This window comes from Chitinimonas prasina (genome assembly GCF_030160395.1).
Lineage (GTDB): Bacteria > Pseudomonadota > Gammaproteobacteria > Burkholderiales > Chitinimonadaceae > Chitinimonas > Chitinimonas prasina.
In genome coordinates this window covers 617,067-641,077 of sequence record NZ_BSOG01000002.1, presented here as the reverse complement: position 1 = coordinate 641,077, position 24,011 = coordinate 617,067, and the positions used below count along the sequence as shown (strand labels likewise).

The 24,011-nt window shown below is 61.0% G+C and carries 28 protein-coding genes; 23 read left to right on the top strand and 5 right to left on the bottom strand.

The window, feature by feature from the left end; all coding sequences use genetic code 11:
- Positions 1–8: 8 nt before the first annotated feature.
- The 16 genes from QQK16_RS09980 to QQK16_RS09905 all read left to right on the top strand — a co-directional run bounded on the left by QQK16_RS09980 (position 9) and on the right by QQK16_RS09905 (position 10,141).
- The gene (locus QQK16_RS09980; protein WP_284196311.1) at positions 9–629 is read left to right on the top strand and encodes a DJ-1/PfpI family protein; all 621 of its coding nucleotides are present in this window, start codon (positions 9–11) and stop codon (positions 627–629) included.
- 56 nt (positions 630–685) lie between these two features.
- Positions 686–1,681, top strand: coding sequence for a S66 family peptidase (locus QQK16_RS09975; protein ID WP_284196310.1), 996 nt, complete (start codon positions 686–688; stop codon positions 1,679–1,681).
- Positions 1,678–2,421, top strand: a complete 744-nt coding sequence (locus tag QQK16_RS09970) for a class I SAM-dependent methyltransferase (protein ID WP_284196309.1) — start codon at positions 1,678–1,680, stop codon at positions 2,419–2,421. Before QQK16_RS09975 ends, QQK16_RS09970 begins: the two co-directional genes overlap by 4 nt.
- A gap of 38 nt (positions 2,422–2,459) precedes the next feature.
- On the top strand, positions 2,460–3,098 hold the full coding sequence (locus QQK16_RS09965) for a riboflavin synthase (RefSeq protein ID WP_284196308.1): 639 nt from the start codon (positions 2,460–2,462) through the stop codon (positions 3,096–3,098).
- Positions 3,099–3,144: 46 nt separating this feature from the next.
- A complete protein-coding gene (gene ribBA / locus QQK16_RS09960; RefSeq protein WP_308447006.1) occupies positions 3,145–4,239 on the top strand; it encodes a bifunctional 3,4-dihydroxy-2-butanone-4-phosphate synthase/GTP cyclohydrolase II in 1,095 nt (364 codons plus the stop codon).
- A 76-nt stretch (positions 4,240–4,315) separates the two neighbouring features.
- Positions 4,316–4,543, top strand: coding sequence for an AbrB/MazE/SpoVT family DNA-binding domain-containing protein (locus QQK16_RS09955; RefSeq protein WP_284196307.1), 228 nt, complete (start codon positions 4,316–4,318; stop codon positions 4,541–4,543).
- Positions 4,543–4,926, top strand: a complete 384-nt coding sequence (locus QQK16_RS09950) for a type II toxin-antitoxin system death-on-curing family toxin (RefSeq protein WP_284196306.1) — start codon at positions 4,543–4,545, stop codon at positions 4,924–4,926. The genes QQK16_RS09955 and QQK16_RS09950 overlap by 1 nt, the downstream gene beginning before the upstream one ends.
- 1 nt (position 4,927) lies before the next feature.
- Entirely contained in the window at positions 4,928–5,413 is a 486-nt protein-coding gene (gene ribH, locus QQK16_RS09945) for a 6,7-dimethyl-8-ribityllumazine synthase (protein WP_284196305.1), read from the top strand.
- 141 nt (positions 5,414–5,554) lie between these two features.
- The gene (nusB, locus tag QQK16_RS09940) at positions 5,555–6,040 is read left to right on the top strand and encodes a transcription antitermination factor NusB (protein ID WP_284196304.1); all 486 of its coding nucleotides are present in this window, start codon (positions 5,555–5,557) and stop codon (positions 6,038–6,040) included.
- 18 nt (positions 6,041–6,058) lie between these two features.
- On the top strand, positions 6,059–6,268 hold the full coding sequence (locus QQK16_RS09935; protein ID WP_284196303.1) for a DUF7661 family protein: 210 nt from the start codon (positions 6,059–6,061) through the stop codon (positions 6,266–6,268).
- Between the two features lie 9 nt (positions 6,269–6,277).
- Positions 6,278–7,237, top strand: coding sequence for a thiamine-phosphate kinase (gene thiL, locus QQK16_RS09930; protein ID WP_284196302.1), 960 nt, complete (start codon positions 6,278–6,280; stop codon positions 7,235–7,237).
- A 3-nt stretch (positions 7,238–7,240) separates the two neighbouring features.
- Positions 7,241–7,732, top strand: coding sequence for a phosphatidylglycerophosphatase A family protein (locus tag QQK16_RS09925; RefSeq protein ID WP_284196301.1), 492 nt, complete (start codon positions 7,241–7,243; stop codon positions 7,730–7,732).
- Between the two features lie 194 nt (positions 7,733–7,926).
- Positions 7,927–8,628: a pirin family protein gene (locus tag QQK16_RS09920; RefSeq protein WP_284196300.1), complete on the top strand. Its 702-nt coding sequence runs from the start codon at positions 7,927–7,929 to the stop codon at positions 8,626–8,628.
- Between the two features lie 110 nt (positions 8,629–8,738).
- Positions 8,739–9,122, top strand: a complete 384-nt coding sequence (locus tag QQK16_RS09915) for an OsmC family protein (protein ID WP_284196299.1) — start codon at positions 8,739–8,741, stop codon at positions 9,120–9,122.
- 20 nt (positions 9,123–9,142) lie between these two features.
- Positions 9,143–9,706 (top strand): NADPH-dependent FMN reductase, encoded by a 564-nt coding sequence (locus QQK16_RS09910; RefSeq protein ID WP_284196298.1) that lies wholly within the window; start codon positions 9,143–9,145, stop codon positions 9,704–9,706.
- Positions 9,707–9,811: 105 nt separating this feature from the next.
- Entirely contained in the window at positions 9,812–10,141 is a 330-nt protein-coding gene (locus QQK16_RS09905) for a hypothetical protein (RefSeq protein ID WP_284196297.1), read from the top strand.
- A 106-nt stretch (positions 10,142–10,247) separates the two neighbouring features.
- On the opposite strand, the gene QQK16_RS09900 is transcribed toward QQK16_RS09905, so the two are convergent.
- Together QQK16_RS09900 and QQK16_RS09895 are read right to left on the bottom strand one after the other, a co-directional pair.
- On the bottom strand, positions 10,248–12,293 hold the full coding sequence (locus QQK16_RS09900; RefSeq protein ID WP_284196296.1) for a methyl-accepting chemotaxis protein: 2,046 nt from the start codon (positions 12,291–12,293) through the stop codon (positions 10,248–10,250).
- A 159-nt stretch (positions 12,294–12,452) separates the two neighbouring features.
- Complete coding sequence (locus QQK16_RS09895) at positions 12,453–13,322, bottom strand: MBL fold metallo-hydrolase (RefSeq protein WP_284196295.1); 870 nt, start codon at positions 13,320–13,322, stop codon at positions 12,453–12,455.
- A gap of 88 nt (positions 13,323–13,410) precedes the next feature.
- Here QQK16_RS09895 and QQK16_RS09890 point away from each other — a divergent pair, with 88 nt between their 5' ends.
- From QQK16_RS09890 to QQK16_RS09870, 5 genes are all read left to right on the top strand, one after another.
- Positions 13,411–13,743 (top strand): ArsR/SmtB family transcription factor, encoded by a 333-nt coding sequence (locus tag QQK16_RS09890; protein WP_284196294.1) that lies wholly within the window; start codon positions 13,411–13,413, stop codon positions 13,741–13,743.
- Positions 13,733–14,170, top strand: coding sequence for a YeeE/YedE family protein (locus QQK16_RS09885; RefSeq protein ID WP_284196293.1), 438 nt, complete (start codon positions 13,733–13,735; stop codon positions 14,168–14,170). The genes QQK16_RS09890 and QQK16_RS09885 overlap by 11 nt, the downstream gene beginning before the upstream one ends.
- Before the next feature lies 1 nt (position 14,171).
- Complete coding sequence (locus tag QQK16_RS09880) at positions 14,172–14,591, top strand: DUF6691 family protein (protein ID WP_284196292.1); 420 nt, start codon at positions 14,172–14,174, stop codon at positions 14,589–14,591.
- An 8-nt stretch (positions 14,592–14,599) separates the two neighbouring features.
- A complete protein-coding gene (locus tag QQK16_RS09875) occupies positions 14,600–16,297 on the top strand; it encodes a SulP family inorganic anion transporter (protein ID WP_284196291.1) in 1,698 nt (565 codons plus the stop codon).
- A gap of 142 nt (positions 16,298–16,439) precedes the next feature.
- A complete protein-coding gene (locus QQK16_RS09870; protein ID WP_284196290.1) occupies positions 16,440–16,661 on the top strand; it encodes a DUF2061 domain-containing protein in 222 nt (73 codons plus the stop codon).
- On the opposite strand, the gene QQK16_RS09865 is transcribed toward QQK16_RS09870, so the two are convergent.
- Positions 16,649–17,749: an anhydro-N-acetylmuramic acid kinase gene (locus QQK16_RS09865; protein WP_284196289.1), complete on the bottom strand. Its 1,101-nt coding sequence runs from the start codon at positions 17,747–17,749 to the stop codon at positions 16,649–16,651. The two genes, QQK16_RS09870 and QQK16_RS09865, sit on opposite strands and share 13 nt — an antisense overlap.
- A 297-nt stretch (positions 17,750–18,046) precedes the next feature.
- On the opposite strand from QQK16_RS09865, the gene tyrS reads away from it, so the two are divergent.
- Positions 18,047–19,321, top strand: coding sequence for a tyrosine--tRNA ligase (tyrS, locus tag QQK16_RS09860; protein ID WP_284196288.1), 1,275 nt, complete (start codon positions 18,047–18,049; stop codon positions 19,319–19,321).
- Between the two features lie 64 nt (positions 19,322–19,385).
- Here the strand turns inward: tyrS and QQK16_RS09855 are convergent, their stop codons facing one another.
- Entirely contained in the window at positions 19,386–21,812 is a 2,427-nt protein-coding gene (locus QQK16_RS09855) for a penicillin-binding protein 1A (RefSeq protein WP_284196287.1), read from the bottom strand.
- Positions 21,813–22,009: 197 nt separating this feature from the next.
- The gene (locus QQK16_RS09850; protein WP_284196286.1) at positions 22,010–22,996 is read right to left on the bottom strand and encodes a malate dehydrogenase; all 987 of its coding nucleotides are present in this window, start codon (positions 22,994–22,996) and stop codon (positions 22,010–22,012) included.
- Between the two features lie 282 nt (positions 22,997–23,278).
- On the opposite strand from QQK16_RS09850, the gene QQK16_RS09845 reads away from it, so the two are divergent.
- Positions 23,279–24,007, top strand: a complete 729-nt coding sequence (locus QQK16_RS09845) for a GntR family transcriptional regulator (protein WP_284196285.1) — start codon at positions 23,279–23,281, stop codon at positions 24,005–24,007.
- The last annotated feature ends 4 nt before the right edge of the window (positions 24,008–24,011 follow it).

Here is a 24,011-nt window from a genome sequence, read left to right as displayed (position 1 = left end):
AGTGCTGCATGCGGATAGCCATTGTTACGTTTGACGGTTTCAACGAGCTGGATTCATTTATTGCGCTGGGCATGCTGAATCGCCTGCGCGGGCTGGGTTGGCAGGCGGAGATCGCCGGATCGGCGCCGCAACTGACCTCCATGAATGGCGTTGGCATCAGCAGCCAGCAGCCGCTGGAGTTTGCCAACGACGCCGAGGTGGTTCTGTTCGGTAGTGGCATCAAGACCCGTGAGGTCGTTGCCGATGCGGCCACCTTGGCACGATTGAAGCTGGACCCCGCTCGGCAACTGATCGGTGCCCAGTGCTCCGGCACCTTGTTGATGGCTCGCCTGGGCCTCTTGGGCAGCTTGCCGGCCTGTACGGATTTGATTACCAAGCCCTGGGTGCAGGAGGCGGGTGCCCACGTGGTGGACGCGCCTTTCCATGCCGAAGGCAATCTGGCGACTGCCGGGGGCTGCCTGGCCTCGCAGTACCTGGCCAGTTGGGTGATGCTGCGGCTGGCTGGCGAGGCTGCAGCAAAGGAGGCGCTGCACTATGTGGCGCCGGTAGGCGAGAAGGATAGCTATGTGGCCCGACTGCTGAGCGTGGTGCTGCCCTTTGTGACGCAGCCGCAAGGAACAACGGTTTGAGCAATAGCCCGATAATACGCCCACGCAAATTACGTCGTGGCGATCGCATTGCGGTCGTGACATCGTCCTGGGGCGGGCCGGCAGCCTGCCCTGAGCGTTACCGGCAGGGTAAGCAGCAACTGGCTGCGGCATTTGGCCTGGAAGTGGTGGAGATGCCGCATACGCTGAAGCCGGCCGACTGGCTGGCGCGCAACCCCCAGGCACGGGCCGAGGATCTGATGCAGGCTTTTGCCGATCCTTCTGTCGCCGGCATCATCTCTGCCATCGGTGGTGAAGATTCGATACGGCTGTTGCGGCATCTGGATTTCGAGGTGATACGCAAGCACCCCAAGGTGTATATGGGCTACTCCGACAGTACGGTCAGCCATCTGGCCTGCTACAAGGCGGGTCTGGGCAGCTTTTACGGGCCCAGCATCATGTCCGGTTTTGCGGAGAACGGGGGGTTGCATGAATACCTGCGTCTGTCGGTGCAACGCCTGTTGTTTGAAGACGGCCCGGCGGGGGAGATACGCCCCAACCCGGACGGCTGGGTGGTAGAACAGTATGACTGGTCTGATGTGGCCAGCCTGACCCGGCAGCGCCCGCTCAACGCCCCCTTGCCGTGGCGCTACCTGCGTGGGCAAGGGGTGGTGCGGGGACATCTGCTGGGCGGTTGCCTGGATGTGCTGGACATGCTGCGCGGCAGTCGCTGCTGGCCCTCACTGGCACAGTGGCAGGGGGCCATCCTGTTCCTGGAAACTTCTGAAGATGCGCCAGCCCCCAGCATGCTGCGTTACTTCCTGCGCAATCTGGCTGAGCAGGGCGCGTTGCAGGGGCTGCAGGGCATACTGCTGGGGCGACCGGGTGGCAAGCTGGCGCCCAGCCGCTTTGTCGAATACGACGATGCCCTGTTGCAGGTGCTGGATGAAGAAGGATTGACCGAGCTGGCTGTGGTGACCCATATGGACTTTGGCCATACCGACCCCATGTGCGTGCTGCCCTATGGCGCGATGGTCGAGATAGACTGTGATGCCCGTCGCATCAGCCTGCTGGAGTCGGCAACCCTGCCATGAGCTTCCAGGATCACTTCTCGACCCAGTCTGCCGCCTACGCGCAGTTCCGGCCCTGTTATCCGGCCAGCCTGTTTGCCTGGCTGGCCCAGGTGGCACCCACTGCCGGGCTGGCCTGGGATGTCGCCACCGGCAATGGACAGGCGGCGCTGGCCCTGGCGGAACACTTCCAGCAGGTTGTTGCGACCGAACCCTCGGCCGGGCAGCTTGCAAATGCACCATCCCACCCCCATATCATCTACCGGCAGGAGGCAGCCGAGCGCAGTTCGCTGACTGCCGGCACTGCGGACTTGATCACGGTGGCGCAGGCGCTGCACTGGTTTGATCTGGACGCTTTCATGGCCGAGGCTGATCGCGTGCTCAAGCCCGGTGGTGTGCTGGCTATATGGTGTTACGAGGTGTTCGCCACCGAGCCTGCCATCGATGCCTTCGTGGCCGACTACTATCACCATGTGGTCGGGGCATATTGGCCACCCGAACGGCGTTGGCTTGAGCAGGGCTATGCCAGCTTGGCCATGCCTTACCCCCGGCTGCCTGTACCTAAACTGGATATGGCATTGATGTGGACCTTGGATGCACTGATCGGATATCTGGGCACCTGGTCGGCTACCCAGCGCTATAAAGAAGATAAACAGCATGACCCCCTGCCGGCGTTGCGCAAGCAGCTTGCGCCGCTCTGGGGGGATGCGCCCAGGCGTGTGAGCTGGCCACTGCGGCTGCATGCCTGCCAAAAACCGGCATGACGCATGCGTCGGCGCCCCCCAATCGAGAAAGGATAGCCATGTTCACTGGCATCATTGAAGCCACCGGCAAGATCGCCACCGTACAACCACTGGAAGGCGAAGGCCTGCGTGTGATGGTGGTCAGCGAACACCTGGACCTGCGTGACGTGGCCATAGGCGACAGCATCGCGGTCAACGGCGGCTGCATGACGGTGATTGCCAAGACGGAGCACAGCTTCAAGTACGATATCTCGGCCGAATCGCTACGCTGCACGGTAGGGTTGGAAGACCCGGGCCGCGAGGTAAATCTGGAGAAGGCGCTGCGGCTGGGCGATCGCCTGGGCGGGCACCTGGTGTCCGGCCATGTGGATGGCCTGGGGGAGGTACTCAAGTTCGTCGAGGTGGGCGAGAGCTGGCAACTGGTGGTGCAGGCGGACAAGTCCCTGGCCAAATTCATTGCCATCAAGGGCTCGGTGGTCATCAATGGCGTGTCGTTGACCACCAATCAGGTCAAGGACGTCAATGACCGCTGCATCTTCTCGGTCAACCTGATACCCCATACAGTGGCAGTCACCTCGCTCAAGCACCTGAAGGCCGGTGACAAGGTCAATCTGGAGATAGACCTGATCGCACGCTACCTTGAGCGCATGCTGCCAGAAGCCGATCCGTTTGAAGCGCTGAAGAAGCGCAAGGGCTGAGCCGCCTGCTCACCCGCTCCCTTTGAATTCTGAAAGTACCCGTTACATGTCCATTGCTATTTCTCCCATACCCGACCTGATTGCCGAGCTGGCTGCCGGCCGCATGATCATCCTGATGGATGACGAGGACCGCGAGAATGAGGGCGATCTCGTCATGGCAGCCGAGCATGTCACACCGGAGGCCATCAATTTCATGGCCAAGCACGCGCGTGGCTTGATCTGTCTGACTCTGACCGAGCAGCGCTGTCGGCAGCTGGAGCTGCCCTTGATGGTGACCAAGAATGGCGCCTCGCATGGCACCAATTTCACGCTCAGCATTGAGGCCGCCGAAGGGGTGAGTACCGGCATCTCTGCCGCCGACCGTGCACGGACGGTGCGGGCTGCCGTGGCACGCGATGCCAGGCCGTCCGATATCGTCCAGCCTGGCCATATTTTTCCGCTGATGGCGCGCGAGGGCGGGGTGCTGGCGCGTGCGGGCCATACCGAGGCAGGTTGCGATCTGGCGCGCATGGCAGGCTGCCTGCCGGCATCGGTGATCTGCGAAGTCATGAATGACGACGGCACCATGGCACGCCTGCCCGAGCTGCTGCCCTTTGCTGCCCAGCATGGGCTCAAGATCGGCACCATTGCTGATCTGATCCAGTATCGTAGCCGTACCGAATCGCTGGTGGAGCGCGCTGGTGAGCGCATGGTGCAGACACCGGCAGGTGAGTTCAAGCTGGTGGCATTCCGGGAGCAGGGTTGCACCAGCACCCACCTGGCATTGGTCAAGGGCGTTTTTACGGCCAGCGATGAAGTGCTGGTACGGGTGCACGAGCCACTGAGCGTGATGGACTGGATGGACGCTGGCCAGACCCGCCACAGCTGGGGCATCTATCAAAGCCTGGCCGCGATCAGCGAGGCGGGCCGTGGGGTGGCGGTACTACTGCATCGCGAGGAAAGCGGTGAGGATCTGCTGGCCCGTGCCTTGCCGGAATTGAAGCTCAACAACCCCACCAAATGGGATCTGCGCACGTATGGCGTAGGCGCCCAGATGCTCAAGTCCCTGGGGGTGGGCAAGATGCGCCTGCTGTCGCCCGCCCGCAAGATGCCCAGCATGGCTGGCTTTGGTTTGGAAGTGACGGGCTTTGTCGAGCCTTGATTTCTAAGGCTTTTTGACCGCCATGGCGGCTTGGTGCTAAGATATACGGCTGTATATACGAAATACGGAGTACGCCATGAGCCAGGTCTCGCTGCGCAAGGTTGGTTCCAGCTTTGTCACTACCATACCGGCCGAGCTGGTCAGCAGCCTGCATCTGGCGGAGGGGCAAAAGTTCGAGATCACCAGCGAGAATGGACGCTTGCTGCTGACGCCGGTAGATGAGGCCTTTTCCGAAGGCTGGCGTGCCTATCAGGAGGTACTGGAGCAGTATCGCCCGGCCTTCCAGAAACTGGCCGACCTTTGATGGCGGTGCGTTTTCTGCCTGAGTCGCTGGTGCTATTGATGCACGAGGATCAGATACGCGCCTTTGGCGGCATGCAGGGCATCAGGGATATTGAACTGATGCGCTCGGCGCTGGGCCAGGCACAGCAGACCCATGAGTACACCAGCGACCTGTTTGAGGCCGCGGCAGCCTACGCGCATTCGCTGGCGAAGAACCATCCCTTTCTGGATGGCAACAAGCGCACCGCTGCCGCCACCATGACCACCTTTCTGGTGCAGAACGGTTGGCGGCTCTGCTTCAGCCAGGTGGATCTGGTGGACTGGATAGTACGTATTGCTGTCAGCGAGCTGGATAGACCGGCACTGGCAGCCTTGTTGCGACAACATACTGAATTGAAAGCATGATATGGCCCGTTTTGAATCCATACCGGAAATCGAATCCAACTTTGACGGCAAGGGCTTGCGCATCGGCATCGTCACCGCCCGTTTCAATAACGATGTGTGTGGCGGCCTGTTGTTGGCCTGTCGCGACGAGCTCAAGCGCCTGGGCGTGCAGGATGCCGACGTGCTGCTGACCACTGTGCCGGGTGCGCTGGAAGTGCCACTGGTACTGCAGACCATGGCCAAGTCTGGCCGTTTCGATGCCCTGATCGCCCTGGGTGCCATCATTCGTGGCGAGACCTATCATTTTGAGCTGGTCTCCAACGAATCGGGCTCGGGTGTGACCCAGGTAGGCCTGGACTTTGGCATCCCCATCGCCAATGCCATCCTGACCACCGAGAACGACGACCAGGCACTGGTGCGCATGCAGGAAAAGGGTAGCGATGCGGCCAAGGTAGCCGTGGAGATGGCCCGCCTGCAGGCAGCGTTGCGCGAGCGTTTCAAGATGTAAAGGCTTTGCTGCCACCCGCTGCCTGATATGTAGTGGGTAGGCAGTAAGTACCAAGCCGGTTGCGGGCAAGCCCCCAGCCGTCAAGAACCCCCCAAGAGCGCGGCTTGCAAGCCGCGCCTGCTCTTTAGAACAGGACACACCATGAGCCAAGCTGAACAACCCCAAGAAGCCAAGAAGACCCCGCAGAAATCCTCCCGCCGCCGCTCGCGTGAGTTTGCCGTACAGGGGCTGTACCAGTGGCAGCTTACTGGCGACGGTGTGGCCAATATCGAGCGTTTCCTGCGCGATAGCAGCACCAGTTTTGTCCGGGCTGACGAGACCTTGTTCCGCGAGCTGTTTTACAACGCCCTGCGCGATGCCGAGGCACTGAAGACGGCCCTGGCACCACATCTGGACCGTGATGAAATCGATGTCAGCCCGGTGGAGCGTGCCGTGCTGCTGGTGGCCGCATTCGAGTTGATCCACAAGCCGGAAACCCCCTACGCGGTGGTGATCAATGAGGCGATCGAGATAGCCAAGACCTTTGGCGGTACCGACGGTCATCGCTTTGTCAACGGCGTCCTGGACAAGTTGGCCGCTGAAGTGCGCACTGCTGAGGTTGAGGCTGGCCGTAACCGCCGTCGCTGATACGGGTAGTGCTTGGCCATGCGCTTCGATATCTTTGGCAGATACAAGCTGGAAATACGCCGTGTCGGTACGGAGTGGGTGGCCTATCGCCCAGGTGTCGGCACCTTGCTGGCACTGCCTGATTTGGTGATTCCGCCTGAGCTGACGGAAGCGCAGCTTGCGGGTTATCTCTACGACCTGTTGCACGAGTTGAGCGAGCCCGGCCGCAGCCTGCGCCGGGTGGACTGACGCCCCGCCATGCCGCTCGATGAATTTGATCTGATACAGCGTTACTTTACCCGGCCTGTCGGCAATACCGTACTGGGCGTGGGGGACGATGCCGCACTGATCGCGCCGACACCGGGCATGCAGCTGGCAGTCTCCGCCGATACGCTGGTGGAGGGACGCCATTTCTTTGCTGGCTGCGATGCTGAGGCGCTGGGCTGGAAGTGTCTGGCCGTCAATCTGTCGGATATGGCGGCCATGGGCGCCAGGCCGCGTTGGTTTACGCTGTGCCTGAGCCTGCCACAAGCCAACCCGGACTGGCTGGCGGCGTTTTCACGCGGCATGTTTGCCCTGGCCGACGAGCACGATGTGGCCTTGATCGGTGGTGATACCACGGCCGGCCCCTTGACCATCTCTATCCAGATCATGGGCGAAGTCGCGCCCGGCTTGGCGCTGCGGCGCGATGCGGGCCAGGCAGGTGACGATATCTGGCTATCAGGTTGTACCGGCGCGGCCGCCATGGCGGTGGCGCAGCGCTATGGCCGGCTCCAGCTGGAGGCGAGCGACCTTGCCTACTGTGCAGAGCGGTTGGACAAGCCGCAGCCTAGGGTGGCGCTGGGCTTGGCCCTGGCGGGGCTCGCCCGTGCTGCCATTGATGTGTCCGATGGCCTATTGGCCGATCTCGGGCATATTGCAGCCCGCTCGCAGTTGGCGGCGGAACTGCGGCTGATGTCTTTGCCGCTGCCACCGCTGAGCGACGAGGCCATGGCCCTGCCTACGTTGGATCGCTGCCTGCTGGCTGGTGGCGACGATTACGAGCTGTGCTTTACGGCCGCACCCACGGTGCGGGCACAGATTGAGCAACTGGCAACGGGGCTGGCGCTGCGCTTGAGCCATATCGGCCAACTGAAGGCAGGGCAGGGCGTGACGGTGCTGGACGCCAACGATCAGCCTGTTAGGCTGCCTTATACCGGCTTCAACCATTTCGCCTGACTTATGCCTGCACTGCGCCAACCCGATATCAAGCTGCTGCTGTCCCACCCGGCGCACTTTCTCGCCTTGGGCTTTGGCAGCGGTCTTGCTCCCAAAGCGCCGGGGACATTTGGGTCGCTGGCTGCGATCCCGCTGTATCTGCTGCTGGCCCAGCTGCTGTCACCATGGCATATCGCCCTGCTGGCTATCCCCTTGTTTGTGCTGGGTATCTGGGCTTGCGGCAAGACTGGGCAGGCGCTAGGCGTGTCGGATCACGGCGGCATCGTCTGGGATGAAATCGTGGCGATGCTACCCTTGCTGGCCATGGTGCCGCAGACTGTCCTGGGCTGGAGCGCCGCGTTCCTGTTGTTCCGCCTGTTTGATATCAGCAAGCCCTGGCCTATCAGCTGGTTTGATGCACGCATCAAAGGCGGCTTCGGCGTCATGCTCGACGACGCACTGGCGGCGCTGCCGGCAGCCGGCCTACTCTATCTGCTGTATCCTTGGCTATCCTAGCCTGCGCATCGATTTTGCTGTGAGCCTGGCGGATTTGCGTCATGGCAGCGTGGCCTGAACCCGCGGGTTCTTTCGCATGCCACGCAAGCTCATTCTGTTTTTTTGATTAAACTACTCAGATCATTCCGCTATCAGCAAGCTAGTTCAAGGCATAGCATGGCAATCGTTCATTCAGACTTTTGCAAGGAGTTGTCATGCTTACGCTACGTCGCAGTGCAGACCGGGGTTATGCCGACCACGGCTGGCTGAAGTCCTTCCATAGCTTTTCCTTCGCCGAGTACTACGATCCCAAACACATGGGTTTTGGCCCCTTGCGCGTCATCAACGAGGACAGGGTGGCGCCTGGAGCGGGATTCGGTACCCATGGCCATCGTGATATGGAAATCATCAGCTATGTGCTGGAGGGGGGCCTGGAGCACCGGGACAGCATGGGCAACGGCTCGGTCATTCGGCCGGGTGATGTACAGCGCATGAGTGCCGGCAAGGGGGTCATGCACTCCGAGTACAACGGCTCGGTGGATTACAGTGTGCATTTTCTGCAGATATGGATCATGCCCAGTGCGACCGGTATTGCACCAGGCTACGAGGAGAAGCATTTTGATGCGGCCCAGAAGCGAGGTCGGCTGTGCCTGATCGCCAGCCCGGATGCGGCTGAAGGTTCGGTGTCCGTGCATCAGGATGCGCGGCTTTATGCGGGCTTGTTCGATGCCGAGGAGCAGGGGGCGTTGACCATCGCCCCTGGCCGCCTGGCCTATGTGCACCTGGCGCGGGGTAGCCTGCAGGTTAACGGGCAAGCGCTTGAGGCTGGCGATGCTTTGCTGCTGCAAGGCGAACCCTTTGTTACCTTGGCGCAGGGGCGGGGTGCTGAAGTGCTGGTGTTTGACATGGCGGCTTGAGCTGACGCTAAGGAAACGCCATGCTCGCGCCTGGGATGGCATGGAAGCTGCGGGTATTGCCGGCCCGGGTGTAGGCTGGATAGTAGAAACAAAGTTCAGGAGAGAAAAAGATGACCGTCGTAGCAAGCAAGGCCGAGCAAGGCCATTATCTGACACAGTTGGTAGCAGACCAGGCCCACTGGCTGGCCGATGCGGACGGCGCACAGGGTGAGGTGACAGCACCCGACCCACATCAACTGCTGGATGCGGCTCTGGCCGCATGTACTGCCATTACCGTGCGTATGTACGCTGAGCGCAAGGGTATGGCACTGAAGGACGTGGTGGTGACTATCCGCCACAAGGAAGAGGGCGGTGTTTACCAGATGGAGCGACAGTTGCAGTTCATAGGCGACCTGACCGAGCAGGAGCGTGCCCGGCTGACCGAGATAGCCGGCAAGTGTCCGGTACACAAGACGCTGTCTGGCCGCTTCGAGATCATGACCCAGGCGCAATGACGGCGGCAAAGGAGAAGGTGATGAGTGCACGCATACTGGTTTTTGCCGGCAGCGCCCGGCGGGCCTCACTAAACAAGCGACTGGCTGCTGTTCTGTCGGCATCGATTCTTGCGGCAGGTGGCGAGGCTACCTTGATTGATCTGGCCGACTATGAAATGCCGCTGTATCACGGCGACTGGGAGGCGGATAACGGTCCCCCCGAAGCCGCCAGGCGATTGAACGCGCTGCTGGCGCAACACGATGGCTTGGCACTGGCTTCGCCGGAGAACAATGCGTCGATTTCGGCCCTGATGAAGAACACACTGGACTGGCTATCGCGCATCGATGGCGGTGCCACGCTGCAAGGCAAGGCCGCCTTGCTGACGGCGGCTTCGCCAGGGGCGCTGGGTGGCCTGCGTGGGCTGAACCACCTGCGCGACATCCTGCACACCCTGGGTGTAACCACGCTGCCGCAAACGCTGGCTGTCAGCCGCGCGCATGAGGCGTTTGCAGAGGATGGCAGCCTGGTCAACGAGCGGCAACGCGGGCAGGTGGATCAACTGGCTACCCGTTTGATCCACCTGGCGTTGGCCCTCAAGGGCTGATGGCACTTTCCGGCTTGTGCATGGTCTATAACGCAGACGTTAGGACGAGGATAGGCCGTGGGCGGCCTGTTCGTCTGGATAGTGTTCTGTACTGGGAGATACATCATGCGTCGTCTGACTTATGTTTGGCTGGCGGGTGCCTTGTTGCTCTCGGCCTGCGCCACGCTACCGCCGCAGGTTTCGGTGGATGAGGCACTCAAGCTGAGCCGTGAGGGCGTTAGCGCCGATGCCATCATCGCCATGATGCGGGAGAGCCGCTCCAGCTATCAGTTGACAGCCAGCGATATCGTCCGCCTGAGCAAGCAGGGATTGCCTGATCCGGTGCTGGACTATATGCAGCAGACCCAACTGGATGAGGTGCGCAAGCAGGAGCGCATGAACGACTGGGCCAGCCGCCCACCGGTCTTCTGGCATGCGTGGATACGCTGGCGCTAGGGTAGGTAGCGAATAGACCCCTATGCGCTGACCATAGTTACAGTCACTTGCCGCAGGCACAGGTAAAAGCACAGACAGGCCGCCCAAAAGGGCGGCCTTGCTGTTTTCAGGTACGGAAACGCTGTACCAGTGATTCCAGCTCTGCTGCCAGGCTGGCAATCTGCTGGCTGGTATTGGAGGCTTGCTGGAGGGCGACATCATTCTGGGCAATGGCCGAGGTGATCTGCTCCACATTGTTGGCCATCAGGTTAGAGGCTTCGGATTGCTCGCGGGTGGCAACGGCGATGTCGCGCATACCCATGGCGGTGATGCGTGTCGTATCTGCGATACCGGCTATTTGCTCGGCTGCGCTGCGCGAGCGTGTCACTCCTGCTTCGACCTGGCCGAGTGTCGTGCCTATGCCGCTGACGGCCATGTCAGTCTCCTGCTGGATGCTGCTGATGGTCTGGCTGATCTCCAGCGTAGCGGCGGCGGTGCGCTCTGCCAGTTTGCGTACCTCGTCAGCTACCACGGCAAACCCGCGCCCCTGTTCGCCTGCGCGGGCGGCCTCAATGGCGGCATTGAGTGCCAGCAGATTAGTCTGATCGGCTACCTCGCGTATGGTGGCGACCACACTGCTCACGGCCTGGGCGCGTTGCGCCAGTTGCGCCATGGTCGAGGCCTGCTGTCTGACCGCCTGGTCCACCTTGCTAATCTCGGCGGCGGTCTGTTTTACCTCTTCCACCGCATTCAATGCATCGCGTTCAGCCTGTTCGCTGGTCTTGCCAGCATCGCTGGCATTCTGGGCGATCAGGCTGATGCTGGTGGACATCTCTTCCAGCGATGCGGCCGACGAAGCCGCAGCCGACGATTGCTGCGCCGAGCTGTCTGATATATGTCGGGTATGCCCTGCCAGCTCATTGATACGGCCATTGAGATCGACGGCGTTGTCTTTTACTGCCCTTACGATGTCTGCAAGGCTGTCTATAAAGCGGTTGAAGGCTTGCGAGGTCTGGCCGATCTCGTCTTGGCTGGCTACCTGCAAGCGCCGGGTCAGATCGGCTTCGCCGCCCGCCAGTTCACGCATGGCATCGCGCAGGCGTGCCAGCGGTTGGGCTACTTTGCCGATGGCGATACCCAGCACGATGGCCAGCAACACCAATGCCACGGCACCGATGACGATATTGACCATCAGCATTTGGTTGGTTGGGGCCATGATACGGGCAATCGGGATATTGACTGCCAGCACCCACTGCGTGGCGCTGCTGCCGATGGCGACAGGTACCAGGAAACGAGCATATTCGTCCTGTTCTACCACGATGGCTTTGCCGGCGCGTGCGGCCTCAAAGGCATCCTTGGGAATTTCCTGTGGGTCGAAGGGCTTGTTGATGCGGCTGGCATCGGGGTGGCTGGCATACACGCCGGCATGGCTGATCAGACTAAGAAAGCCGGTTTCATACGGCTTCTGGGCATTCAAGGTGGCTTGCAGGTCACGCATGGGTACGTCAGAGCCAATGACACCAATAAATTGGCCATCAGCAAGCACAGGTGCCACGTAAGACATCATCAGTACATTGGTGTCAGTATCCAGGTAGGGCTCTACGGCGGTATCACGCTTGGTGTTCTTGGGTTCGATGTAATAGGGCTGGCCGAAGTAGTCCATGTCCCACTTTTTCTGTTCCTCCGGCGTCATCTCCTTCTCGGCATGGTCGTACTCGAAGAATTTGGTGGTGCTAGGTTGCTTGGCGTCTGGACGCAGCAGCCAGGGAGTATAGGCACCGCTGGCGTAGTAGAGCTTGTTTTTCGTGAACTCAGCATCGCGCCCATCGAGGGCATTGGGCTCGAATATTACCCAGAGGTCGTAGAGCTTCTCCTGCCGCTGAAAAGTGGCCTCCAGCATGCCGTCCATCACTTTGCGGTCAGGCGGGCCATGCTTCTTGAAACCGGCGAATACCCCGGCCATATCGCGCGCTGTATTGGCTGGCGCACCAAAGACGGCACTGGCATAGCCAGCATAGTATTCCGCCAGGGAGCGGGCACTGTCGTAAGCTTGCTGGCGCGACAGCGAGCGGGTTTGCATTGATACCGCCGTTACAACGGCAGCCAGTGCAAGTGTGGCGCAGAGCAGGGCCACGATCAGTATCTTGGTGCGGAAGCTGAGTGCTGCTGGCATAACGATCCTTTAGGCAAGGGCTAAGGGCATAGCCACGATTATTCACCAGTATTGAAATGGTCGTGAACAGGCTCTGAGTCGGTATAGCACTTGTACTGGTCCGTCATGCCACAGAAAGGGCTTGGGGCTAAGATATATTGTCGCCTGTTTTGAACTTGGTCAGAGCCGGTTCAAGGGAATGCGCAAATAACGGTGGCCGTCATCTTCTAAGGGGGGCATCTCGCCCGCCCGGATATTGATCTGTACCGATGGCAGCAGCAGATTGGGCATGTCCAGCGTGCGGTCACGGGCTTCGCGCAAGGCGACGAATTCATCCTGGCTGATGCCTTGCCGGATATGGATATTGGCGGCGCGCTGCTCGGCCACGGTGGTTTCCCACTGCACTTTGCGCGATGCAGGCGGATAGTCGTGGCACATGAACAGGCGGGTGCTGTTGGGCAGGGATAGCAATCGCTGTGCGGATTGATACAGCGTGGCGGCATTGCCGCCCGGAAAGTCACACCTTGCGGTACCCAAGTCCGGCATGAACAGGGTGTCGCCCACGAAAACGGCATCACCGACCAGATAAGCCATATCTGCCGGCGTATGGCCCGGTACAAACAGGGCCTGGGCGGACAGTGTTCCAATCTGGAAGGTTTCGCCGTCACGGAACAGGCGGTCGAATTGACTGCCATCGGCCTTGAAGCTGGACTCGAAATGGAAGATGCCGGAAAAAATGGCCTGCACCTGCCGTATATGCTCACCGATGGCCACGGTGCCGCCACAACGCTGTTTCAGATAGGCCGCCGCTGACAGATGGTCGGCGTGGGCATGGGTTTCCAGTATCCACTCCAGCGTCAGTTGCTGCGCGTGCAGAAATGCAATCAGTTGATCGGCATTGCGGGTGCTGGTACGGCCAGCCTTGGGGTCGTAGTCCAGTACGGGGTCGATGATGGCCGCATGGCCGCCGTGATGGTCATACACCACGTAGCTGATGGTGCCGGTGACAGGCTCATGGAAGGCTTGAATCTGGGCGTTGGCGGGATGCATGGGTATGCTCCTAATCAATATGCTTGAAAACATAATGTAAAAACGTATAATGTGTCAACTATCAAGTCTGTCATGAGAGGTTGAAACAATGACACCAGAACAGCTGGAAGGCTTGCGTGGCGCGGCAGGCCAGGCCGCCGCGCTGCTCAAGGCGCTGGCCAATGAAGATCGCTTGCTGCTGCTCTGCCAATTGGTGGATGGGGAGAAAACCGTGTCTGAACTCGAATCCATGACCGGTATACGCCAGCCTACCTTGAGCCAGCAACTGGGTGTGCTCCGTAACGAGCAGCTGGTCAGCACCCGCCGTGAAGGAAAATTTATCTACTACAGCCTGGCCAGTGACGAAGTCAGCCGGGTGCTGGGATTGATGTACGAACTGTACTGTCCGCCAAATCAGAAGGAGACTACGCATGCAGCTTGATACCTTGCACTTCACACCGCTGGCGTCATTGTCTGGGGGCGTGCTGATAGGCCTGGCTGCGGGCGGTTTTGCGCTGCTGCTGGGACGTATCATGGGCGTCTCCGGTATCGTGGGTGGGCTGTTGAACCGAGGTGGTCAGGGCGACCGGGCCTGGCGCCTGAGCTTTATAGTGGGTCTGCTGGTGGCCCCGCTGGTATGGCAATTGGGCTGGCGCCTGCCTGATATCCAGGTGGCAGCAGGCCCTGTCACCTTGGTGCTTGCCGGCCTGCTGGTGGGGTTCGGTACACGCCTGGGGTCGGGATGCACCAGCGGCCACGGTGTCTGCGGCCTGGCGCGAGGAACCCTGCGCTCGCTGATAGCCACCATGACCTTCATGCTGGTTGCTGTGGTGACTGTGTACATCATGCGTCATGTATTGGGAGCTTAAGATGAAATCGTCACTGACCGCGGGCTTCTTGGGGCTGTTGTTTGGCTTGGGCTTATTGCTGGCCGGGATGGCGAATCCAGCCAAGGTATCTGGCTTTCTGGATATCGCCGGGCTTTGGGACCCCAGCCTGGCCCTGGTGATGGTTGGCGGGATTTGTGCCGCGACGGGATTGCTGGCGTGGGCAGGGCATCGCCAACGCAGCCTGCTGGGCCTGCCCATGCAACTACCCAAGCCAGGCAAGCCGGATGTCCGCCTGCTGCTGGGGGCTGCCTTGTTTGGTCTGGGCTGGGGGCTGGCAGGTATTTGCCCTGGCCCGGCACTACTGGGCCTGGCGACCGGTGAGATAGCCTTCGTGCCATTTGTACTCGCCATGCTGGCCGGTATGGGCTTATACAGCTTGCTGCCACCACCTCGCTCCTGAGTGCAGCCATGCCTGATTGGCTTAGACATTATCGGCGTGGCGATCTCCCTCACGATCTGCTGGCCAGCCTGACATTGTTGGTGCTGTTGATTCCGCAGGGGCTGGCCTACGCCCTGTTGGCCGGCTTGCCACCCCAGGCGGGCTTGTACGCCAGTATCGTCCCGGTGGTGGTGTATGCCTTGCTGGGTTCCAGCGCCACTCTATCGGTCGGGCCTGCTGCCTTGCCCTCGCTGATGACCGCTACGGCGTTGGCAGGTATGGCTGCACCGGGCAGTGCCACCTGGATGGCGCTGGCGGGCATGGTTGCACTGCTGTCCGGTGTCTTGCGCATGGGCCTGGCCTGGCTGCGTTTCGGCTTTATCGCCAATTTTCTGTCGCACTCGGTAGTGGGGGGGTTTGTCAGTGGCTCGGCGCTGTTGATCGTACTGAGCCAGCTGCCGCAACTGCTGGGCATCAGCGCCCATGGCGCTACCGCCTGGCAGATTGCCACCGAACTGGTACGGGCATTGCCGCAGACCAATCTGCCAGCACTGATGCTGTCCGCGGCGGCGCTGGTCTTGCTGCTGGCCGGCCGGCGCTGGATCAAGCCTTGCCTGCAGAAACTGGGTCTGAGTGCACAGGCAGCCGATCTATGGGGCAAGGCTTTCCCCATCGTGGTGGTTGTGGCCGGTGCCGTCGTCAGTAGCCTGCTGGCTTTGCCTGTGCGCTCTGTGGGTGTGTTGCCGGCCGGTTTACCGCCATTGGCGTGGCCCGCCATGGATATCGCCAGCGCAGGCGCCATCGTGCCGGCCATACTGGCCATTGCTCTGGTCGGTTTTGTCGATAGCTATTCGATTGCCCAGTCCCTTGCACTCAAGCGCCGCGAAAGCGTGGACCCGGACAGGGAGCTGCTTGCGCTGGGTGCTGCCAATACGGCGGCTGGCCTGACCGGGGGCTTTCCTGTGTCTGCCAGCTTTGGCCGCTCTGCCGCCAATGAGCTGGCAGGCGCCCGTACCCAGTTGGCGGGGGTGCTGACAGCAGCCTGGATAGCCCTGATCCTGCTGGTGTTTACCGATCTGTTCGCCAGCATGCCGCTGGCCGTGTTGTCGGCCACTATCGTGGTCGCAGTCTCGCAGATGATCGATCTGTCCATCTTCAGGCTGGCATGGCGTTACGACAGGCGCGATGCCTTGGTCTATCTGGCGACCTTGCTGGGTGTGCTGGTGCTGGGGGTGGTCGATGCCATCCTGCTGGGCGTCGGCTTGTCGCTGGCGCTGTTTATCTGGCGCACCAGCCAACCCCATCTGGCTGTGTTGGGGCGGGTGGCCGGCACCGAGCATTACCGCAATGTGCTGCGCTACGAAGTCGAAACCGAGCCCGAGATACTGGCGGTGCGGATAGATGAAAGCCTGTACTTTGCCAATATCCGCTTCGTGCGGGCCGGCCTGGTGACCATGCTGGGACAGCGACCCAGGACACGAGAGCTACTGCTGGTGCTGTCGGCCGTCAATGCCATCGATGTCTCGGCGCTGCAAGGTTTGCGTGAGCTGAACCGGGTATTGCTGGAGCAGGGGGTGAGGCTGCATTTTGCGGTGGTGAAGGGGCCGGTGATGGATCAGCTCAAGCAGAGCGGTTTTCTCGACGAACTGTCCGGACAGGTGCATCTGTCCACCCATGCGGCCATGCAGGCACTCAAGGCCAGCCATGGCCAGGACTATGTCATCTAGCCCTGATGAGAATGCCTGTTTGTGCTTGATGGTGATAGTGTTATTGCTATCGTTACATGAGAAACGTTTGATTTTTTCTTGTGGTGGCAGGGCGCTATGATAGGGCCATCAACTTAAGCACAGTAGCTCCAAGGAGTCCATCATGGCCAAGACCGCGACATTTGCCGCTACCCACTTTGGGGTGGCCTTCAGCGTGGCCTATATGCTGACGGGCAGCATAGGTATCAGCAGCACGCTTGCCTTGGTGGAACCCGCCGTCAATACCGTGGCCTACTATTTTCACGAGAAGGCCTGGCTGAGATTTGGCCGAGGGCCCGATGCCGCCAAGCCAGTGCAGCACTTCGGCCATGCTCATGCAGGGTAGATGGCGCCCAGTACCCTGGGGCCTGCTGCACCCGTCACGGCGGGCAGGTTGCCCGGCTGCCCAGCCAGGCATTGCTTAGCCAGCCAGGCAAAGGCCACTGCTTCAACCCAGTCAGGATGCAGGCCCAACACCTCCGTGCTGTCCAACCGGCGCGGGGCCAGCAAGGCGGCCAGCCTGCGCATCAGCAGGCTGTTGCGTGCGCCGCCGCCGCATACATAGACTTCACTGGCTTGCGCCGCGTGTCGGTTGATTTCATCAGCGATGCTGCGCGCTGTAAATTCCAACAGGCTGGCCTGTACATCCTGTGGCGGTATGGCCGGTAGCTGGGCCAGGACGGCATCCAGCCAACGTAGATGGAACAGGTCTCGCCCGGTACTCTTGGGTGGATGCTGGGCCAGATAAGGCTGGGCCAGCAGGGTCGCCAGCAAGACGTCATTGACTGCGCCCGTGGCGGCCCAGCCGCCATCGGCATCATAGGCCCAGCCCTGGTGGCGGGTCGTCCAGCCATCCATCAGCACATTGCCGGGACCAGTATCCCAACCGCGCACTTCGCCGTGGCTGGGCAGATCGGTGACATTGCTGATACCGCCTATGTTGACGATGGCACGATGCGCAGCTGCGCCGAACAAGCCACGATGGAAGGCGGGCACCAGCGGTGCACCCTGGCCACCGGCGGCGACGTCGCGGCTGCGGAAATCACTGACCACCGTAATGCCGGTCTGCTCCGCCAATCGGGCAGCATTACCTATCTGCAGCGTGTAGGCCAGCTCGGGCCTATGCCGTATGGTCTGGCCATGCATGCCGATGGCACGCACCTGCGCGGGCGCGACATCGGCCTGGGCCAGGGTATCGGTGATCGCGGCCGCATAGGCGTCCGCCAGTGCGTTGGCTGCCAGCGCAGCCTGGTGCAGCTCATCCGTCTGTGGGCTTTGCAAGGCCAGCAACGCGGTTCGCAGGGCCGGCGCAAACGGCTGTAGCGTGGCATGCAGCAACCGGGGGGCGGTGCCCGCGTAGTCCACCAGGGCACAGTCAATACCATCCAGGCTGGTGCCGGACATCAGGCCGATATAAAGCTGGGGAGTGTGCATGGCGCTTGGGGAGGCGAAGTCGGGAGGCAATAGCCTACCAGTCTGTGAGCCGGTTCAGGATCTTTTCCCGATAGGTGACGAGGCGAATTAACTTTGAACAGGCCCTGAGGTCCTGCGCCAGGTTTGCTCCCGCGCCCGCGTGGCCAGCCAGTGCCCATCCATGGCTTGAATTCATGACCAGCGCTGATGCAATGACTGTATAGGATGTGGGTAGCACCCCGGTTTGCGCTAGAATCACCGGTTCCGATTTTTACGGCGCCGTGTCGGTGCCTTGTTTGCCCTGTGGAGAGTTCCTACATGTCCCAATCCAGCCTTATCCAGGATCTGCAAGATCGTGGCCTGATCGCTCAAGCGACAGATGCTGCGGCGCTCGACGAACTGCTGGCCAAGGAATCGGTGACCCTCTATTGCGGCTTCGACCCGACGGCGGACAGCCTGCACATTGGCAGCCTGGTACCCATACTGGTGCTCAAACGCTTCCAGCAGGCTGGTCACAAGCCGATTGCCCTGGTGGGTGGCGCCACCGGCATGATAGGTGACCCCAGCTTCAAGTCGGCAGAGCGCAAGCTCAATACGCCCGATGTGATTGAGGGCTGGGTAGCCAAGATACGTGCCCAAGTGGCGCCTTTCCTCCAGTTCGATGGTGCCAACGCCGCCATCATGGCCAATAACCACGATTGGTTCGGCCCCATGAGCGTGCTCGATTTCCTGCGCGATATCGGCAAGCACTTCTCGGTCAATGCCATGATCAAGAAGGAGTCGGTGCAGCAGCGCATCAACCGCGACGATCAGGGCATCTCCTTCACCGAGTTTGCCTATAGCCTGCTGCAAGGTTACGACTTCACCGAGCTGAACCGCCGCTACGGTTGCCGCCTGCAGATAGGTGGGTCTGACCAGTGGGGAAATATCACGGCCGGTACCGACCTGACCCGGCGTCTGAACCAGCAGCAGGTGTTTGGCCTGACACTGCCGCTGGTGACCAAGTCCGATGGCACCAAGTTTGGCAAGACCGAGACCGGCACCATCTGGCTCGATGCAAAGAAGACCTCACCCTACGCCTTCTACCAGTTCTGGCTGGGCACGGCCGATGCCGATGTGTACACCTTCCTGCGCTATTTCACTTTCCTGTCCCCTGCCGAGATCAATGCCATCGAGGCGGCCGACAAGGCCCGCGAAGGTAAGCCTGAGGCTCAGCGCATCCTGGCGGAGCAGGTGACGGCCATCGTCCACGGCACAGGTGCGGTCGAGGCGGCGCAGCGCATCAGCCAAAGCCTGTTCAGCGACAGCCTTGCGGCCCTGACCGAATCGGACTTCGAGCAGCTGGCCCAGGATGGCATGCCCGGTGTCGTATTGGAGCGGTCGGTGACCGGCCTGATCGAGGCGCTGGTGGCCGCCAATCTGGCCAAGTCCAAGAGCGAAGCGCGTACCTTTATCCAGAGCGGTGCAGTCAGCATCAATGGCAATCGGTCCGATACGCTGGAGCATGCATTTGGCGATGCAGAACGTCTGTTTGGCCGTTTTACACTGCTCAAGCGTGGCAGGAAGAACTATGCCTTGATCAGCTGGCAGTGATGCGGTCCTAAAGCAAAAAACGGCGCACGATGCGCCGTTTTTTTGCGTCCCGCCGGCCTTTCGGTCAACGATCCCGTTTCCCCGATTGAGTCCCATCCGGCACGGGCTCGCTGGTTTCTTCCGGCTCGCCTTCCTCGGTTGGGATTTCCTCGCCCTCCAGCAGCTCGATTTCTTCTTCGAGCTCGGGCATGGCGACGCCGCGCATGCCTATGCCGGCGACGAAGCCATTGCCCCGAGTGAACTCGTCGAAGTACCACTCGCCACCGTGCTGGCTAACGCCGGTTGGCTGCGGCATGGTGTAAGTGGGTAGACCTTTGAGCATGGGCGTCATGAAGCGCATCCACTGCGGCAGAGCCAACTGGCTGCCAGCCGAGCTGGTGCCCAATGAGCGTGGTTGGTCGAAGCCCATCCAGCTGACGGCGACCAGGCTGTTGTGATAACCGGCAAACCAGGCATCACGCGCCTCGTTGGTAGTGCCGGTCTTGCCGGCAAGGTCGGTACGGCCCATATCGTTGCTGCGGTAGGCTGTGCCGTGCTGAGCCACACCTTGCAGCAGGTTGTTCATCAGGAAGGCATTGCGCGGCGAGATAGCGCGGATGGCGTTCTGATCGGCAATCCTGGGCTGCGCCTGCAGCAACAGCTTGCCTTTGCCGTCACGCACTTCCCGTATCAGGTAGGGGTCGACACGAAAGCCGCCGTTGGCGAACACGGTGTAGCCCCGAGCCAGTTGCAGAGGGGTGACCTGGCCTGCGCCCAGGGCCATGGGCAAGTAGGGTGGCACCTGGCGTTTTTCAAAGCCGAAGCGGGTGACGTAATCACGCGCATAGGGCACGCCAATATAGTCCAGCACCCGCACGGCCACTAGATTCTTGGATTTTTGCAGGCCGCGCCGTAAGGTAATGGGGCCGGACTGGCTGTAGTCGTCGTTCTTGGGCTCCCAGGCTTTTTCGTCTTTGGGGTCCAGCTTGATCGATAAGGGGGCGTCGTTGACGATGGTGGCAGGGCCGACACCGCGCTCCAGCGCGGCCGAATAGACAAACGGCTTGAAGGTGGAGCCCGGTTGGCGCCAGGCCTGGGCGGCGCGGTTAAAGTTCTGCACCTTGAAGTCGAAGCCGCCAACCAGTGCCCGAATGGCGCCATCCTGGGGGGCCAATGCCACCAGCGCGCCTTGCACCTCAGGTAGCTGAGCGATCTCGGGCTTGCCCTGAGCATTCTGTATGACGCGTACGATGCTACCCGGCCTGATGCGCAAAACATCGTTGGCGCTGCTGCGTAACCCCGCAGCTGCAAAGCGCAGGCCGTTGCTGTTGATGACCAGTGCTTCGCCCTCGCGGGTCTGCACGGTCACTTCACGGGGGCTGGCTTTCAGTACTACTGCAGCGATCATTTCCTCGGCATCAGGGTGGGTCTCCAGTGCCTCTTCTATCGCGTCATTGCGATCCTCTTCCGCCGGGGGCAATAGCATCTGCCCTTCGGGGCCGCGATAGTTGCGACGTCGGTCGTAGTCCAGCAGGCTGGTGCGCACGGCGTCCCAGGCGGCCAGCTGGGCGGTGTAGTTGATGGTGGTGTGTACCACCAGCCCCATGCCATAGGCTTTCTCGCCATACTGGGCGACCATCTGCTGGCGCGCCATCTCGGCGGCGTATTCCGCCTTGGGCCGGGGCTGGTAGGTTTGCATCTCACCTTCGGCCAGCTTGAGCGGCTCGGCCAATGCCTGCTCGTAGCTGGCCTTGTCGATCAGCTTCAGTTCCAGCATGCGCTTGAGGATATACGCCTGGCGTATCCGTGCCCGCTTGGGATTGACCACCGGGTTATAGGCCGCAGGTGCCTTGGGCAGGCCTGCCAGCATGGCGGCTTCAGCCAGGGTGATGTCCTTGAGTTCCTTGCCATAGTAGATGCGGGCGGCACTGGCATAGCCGTATGCGCGCTGGCCCAGGTAGATCTGGTTCATGTACAGCTCGAGTACTTCATCCTTGCTGCGGACGGATTCGATCTTGTAGGCCAGGAGTATCTCGCGCAGTTTGCGGGTGTAGGTCTTGTCCTTGGTCAGGAACATATTGCGGGCAAGCTGCATGGTGATAGTGCTGGCGCCCTGGCCGCGGCCGCCGCTACCCAGGTTGGCGAGCCCGGCTCGCAGTACGCCTTGCAGGTCAACAGCGCCGTGCTCATAGAAACGGGCGTCTTCAATTGCCAGTACGGCATGCTTGAGCTGCGCTGGCATCTCGGCCAGCTTGACCAGGCTGCGCCGCTCCTTGCCGAATTCACCTATCAATATGCCGTCGTCGGAGAACACCCGTAGCGGCACCTTGGCTTGCAGGTTGTCCAGCTCGGCCAAGGAGGGGAGGTCGCGCAGCAGCCACCAGCCGGCACCGATAAAGGCGGCGAGTATCAGCCCTGCTGTGGCCCAAAGCAGTTTGCGATAGCGTCGTAGCAAGGCACGCAACTTCTGCAGGCGTTTTTTGGGAGGGGCAGGCGTCTGGGTGTCGGTCACGTTGGTGGCAAACGGATGGAAGCGTTGAGGTGTGAAATCAGCCTAGCTCTTGCAGCGAGGAGAAGCGGCGTTTGCAGCTACCGTCCATCGCGCGGCGCGTATTGTGCCCGTTTCAGGGCATCATGGCTTGCTTATACGCCGATGACGGGCAACAAAAAAGGCGAGCCAGGGCTCGCCTTTCGCTGCAGAGGTGAAAATCAGCCCAGCAGATGTGCCACGCCTGCGCGCTCTTCCTCGAGCTCGGCCAGAGTGAAATCCATGCGTTCACGCGAGAAGGCATCGACTTCAAGGCCGGTCACGCGGGTGTATTCACCGTTGGCGCAGGTAACGGGAACGCCGTACATCACGCCTTCGGGGATGCCGTAGGAACCATCCGACGGAATGCCCATGGTCACCCACTTGCCGTTGGTGCCCAGTACCCAGTCACGGATATGGTCAATGGCGGCATTGGCAGCCGAGGCGGCCGACGACAGGCCACGGGCTTCAATGATGGCGGCACCGCGCTTGCCCACCTTGGGGATGAAGGTGTCTTTGTTCCAGGCTTCGTCGTTGATCTTGGTCTTGAGCGAAGCGCCAGCGGCGGTAGCGAAGCGATAGTCGGGGTACATGGTCGGGCTGTGGTTGCCCCAGACGATCAGGTTTTCGATATCGGCAACGGCTACGCCAGCCTTGTCGGCCAGTTGGCTCAGGGCGCGGTTGTGATCCAGGCGCAGCATGGCGGTGAAGTTCTTGGCCGGCAGATCGGGAGCCGACTTCATGGCGATATAGGCATTGGTATTGGCAGGGTTGCCGACAACCAGCACCTTGACGTCACGGCTGGCAACCTTGTTCAGGGCGGCGCCTTGGGCGGTGAATATCTTGGCGTTTTCGAGCAGCAGGTCCTTGCGCTCCATGCCGGGGCCGCGAGGACGAGCGCCGACCAGCAGTGCCACGTCGACGTCCTTGAAGGCGACTTCGGCGTCATCTGTGCCGACCACGCCTGCCAGCAGGGGGAAGGCGCAGTCTTCCAGCTCCATGATCACGCCTTTGAGTGCGGCCTGGGCCTTCTCCAGCGGCAGTTCCAGCAGTTGCAGAATGACGGGCTGATCCTTGCCCAGCATCTCGCCAGAGGCAATGCGGAACAAGAGGCTGTAACCGATCTGGCCGGCAGCGCCGGTAACGGCAACGCGAACGGGTTTCTTCATCGTTGGAACTCCTGGAGAGCTTTAAGTAGGGAGAGGCGAGTGTGGCCACCAGTTGCAGCAATCGTTCACTTCAGTTCGTCAGTAAGCGAGAGAGGCAAGGGTTTTCATGTGGCAGCACAGCAATCAGGACGAGTCTAGCATCTCAAGCTGCTGAAATCACCCGGAATACGGTTGAAGAGTGACTTTGTTGCATTGCAATCTTGTGTCTTATATAAGACCGGGATGGACAGCGGCGCGGCGGTGGCGTATAAAGCGCGAAATCCCGCTTCCCGCGAGTCGTCTATGTCTGCAGCATCCGGCCGTCACCCGGCCGAACTCCCAGGTCGCCAGCCTCTGTACACGCAAGTGCGCGGGCGCATCCTTGCAGGCATAGAGCAGGGCGAGTGGGATGCCGGGTCGGCCTTGCCCAGTGAGTTTGAATTGGCTGACCGCTTTGGCGTCAGCCAGGGAACGGTACGCAAGGGGCTCGATAGCTTGGTGGGTGAGGGCGTGCTGGTGCGCCGCCAGGGGCTGGGAACCTTTATTGCTCAGGCGCAGGACGACTGGGGGCGGGCGGAGTTGCCGGGTTCGGACCGGGCGCTCGAAACCTCGGTGGAGCTGCTTGCCTGCGCCCGCAGCAATGCTGGCGATGAGCCTGCGGCCGCATTGGGATTGCGGCGCGGTGCCATCCTGATCGCAGTCAAGCGACTGGTCAGGGTGTCGGGTGAGCCCTATGCGGTGATCGAAAGTTTTGTGCCGGCAGAGCGCTTCGAGGGCTTGGACGCTCGCCGTATCAAGCAGGCCAATTGCAATTTGCGAACCGTCTGGTGGCGTGAATTCGGATTGCGCGTGGTATCCAATCCGCCGCAGTTCAGGGCGGGGCTGGCAGGGCGCGAGGAGGCCAGGTTGCTGGGGGTTGAGGTTGATAGCCCCATCCTGGAAGTGGCAAGGACCGCAGGCGGTTTGAGTAGCACGCCGGTGGAATGGTCGGTGTTGCGTTGCCGCACAGATCATTACGTCTATCGTGTCTGATATG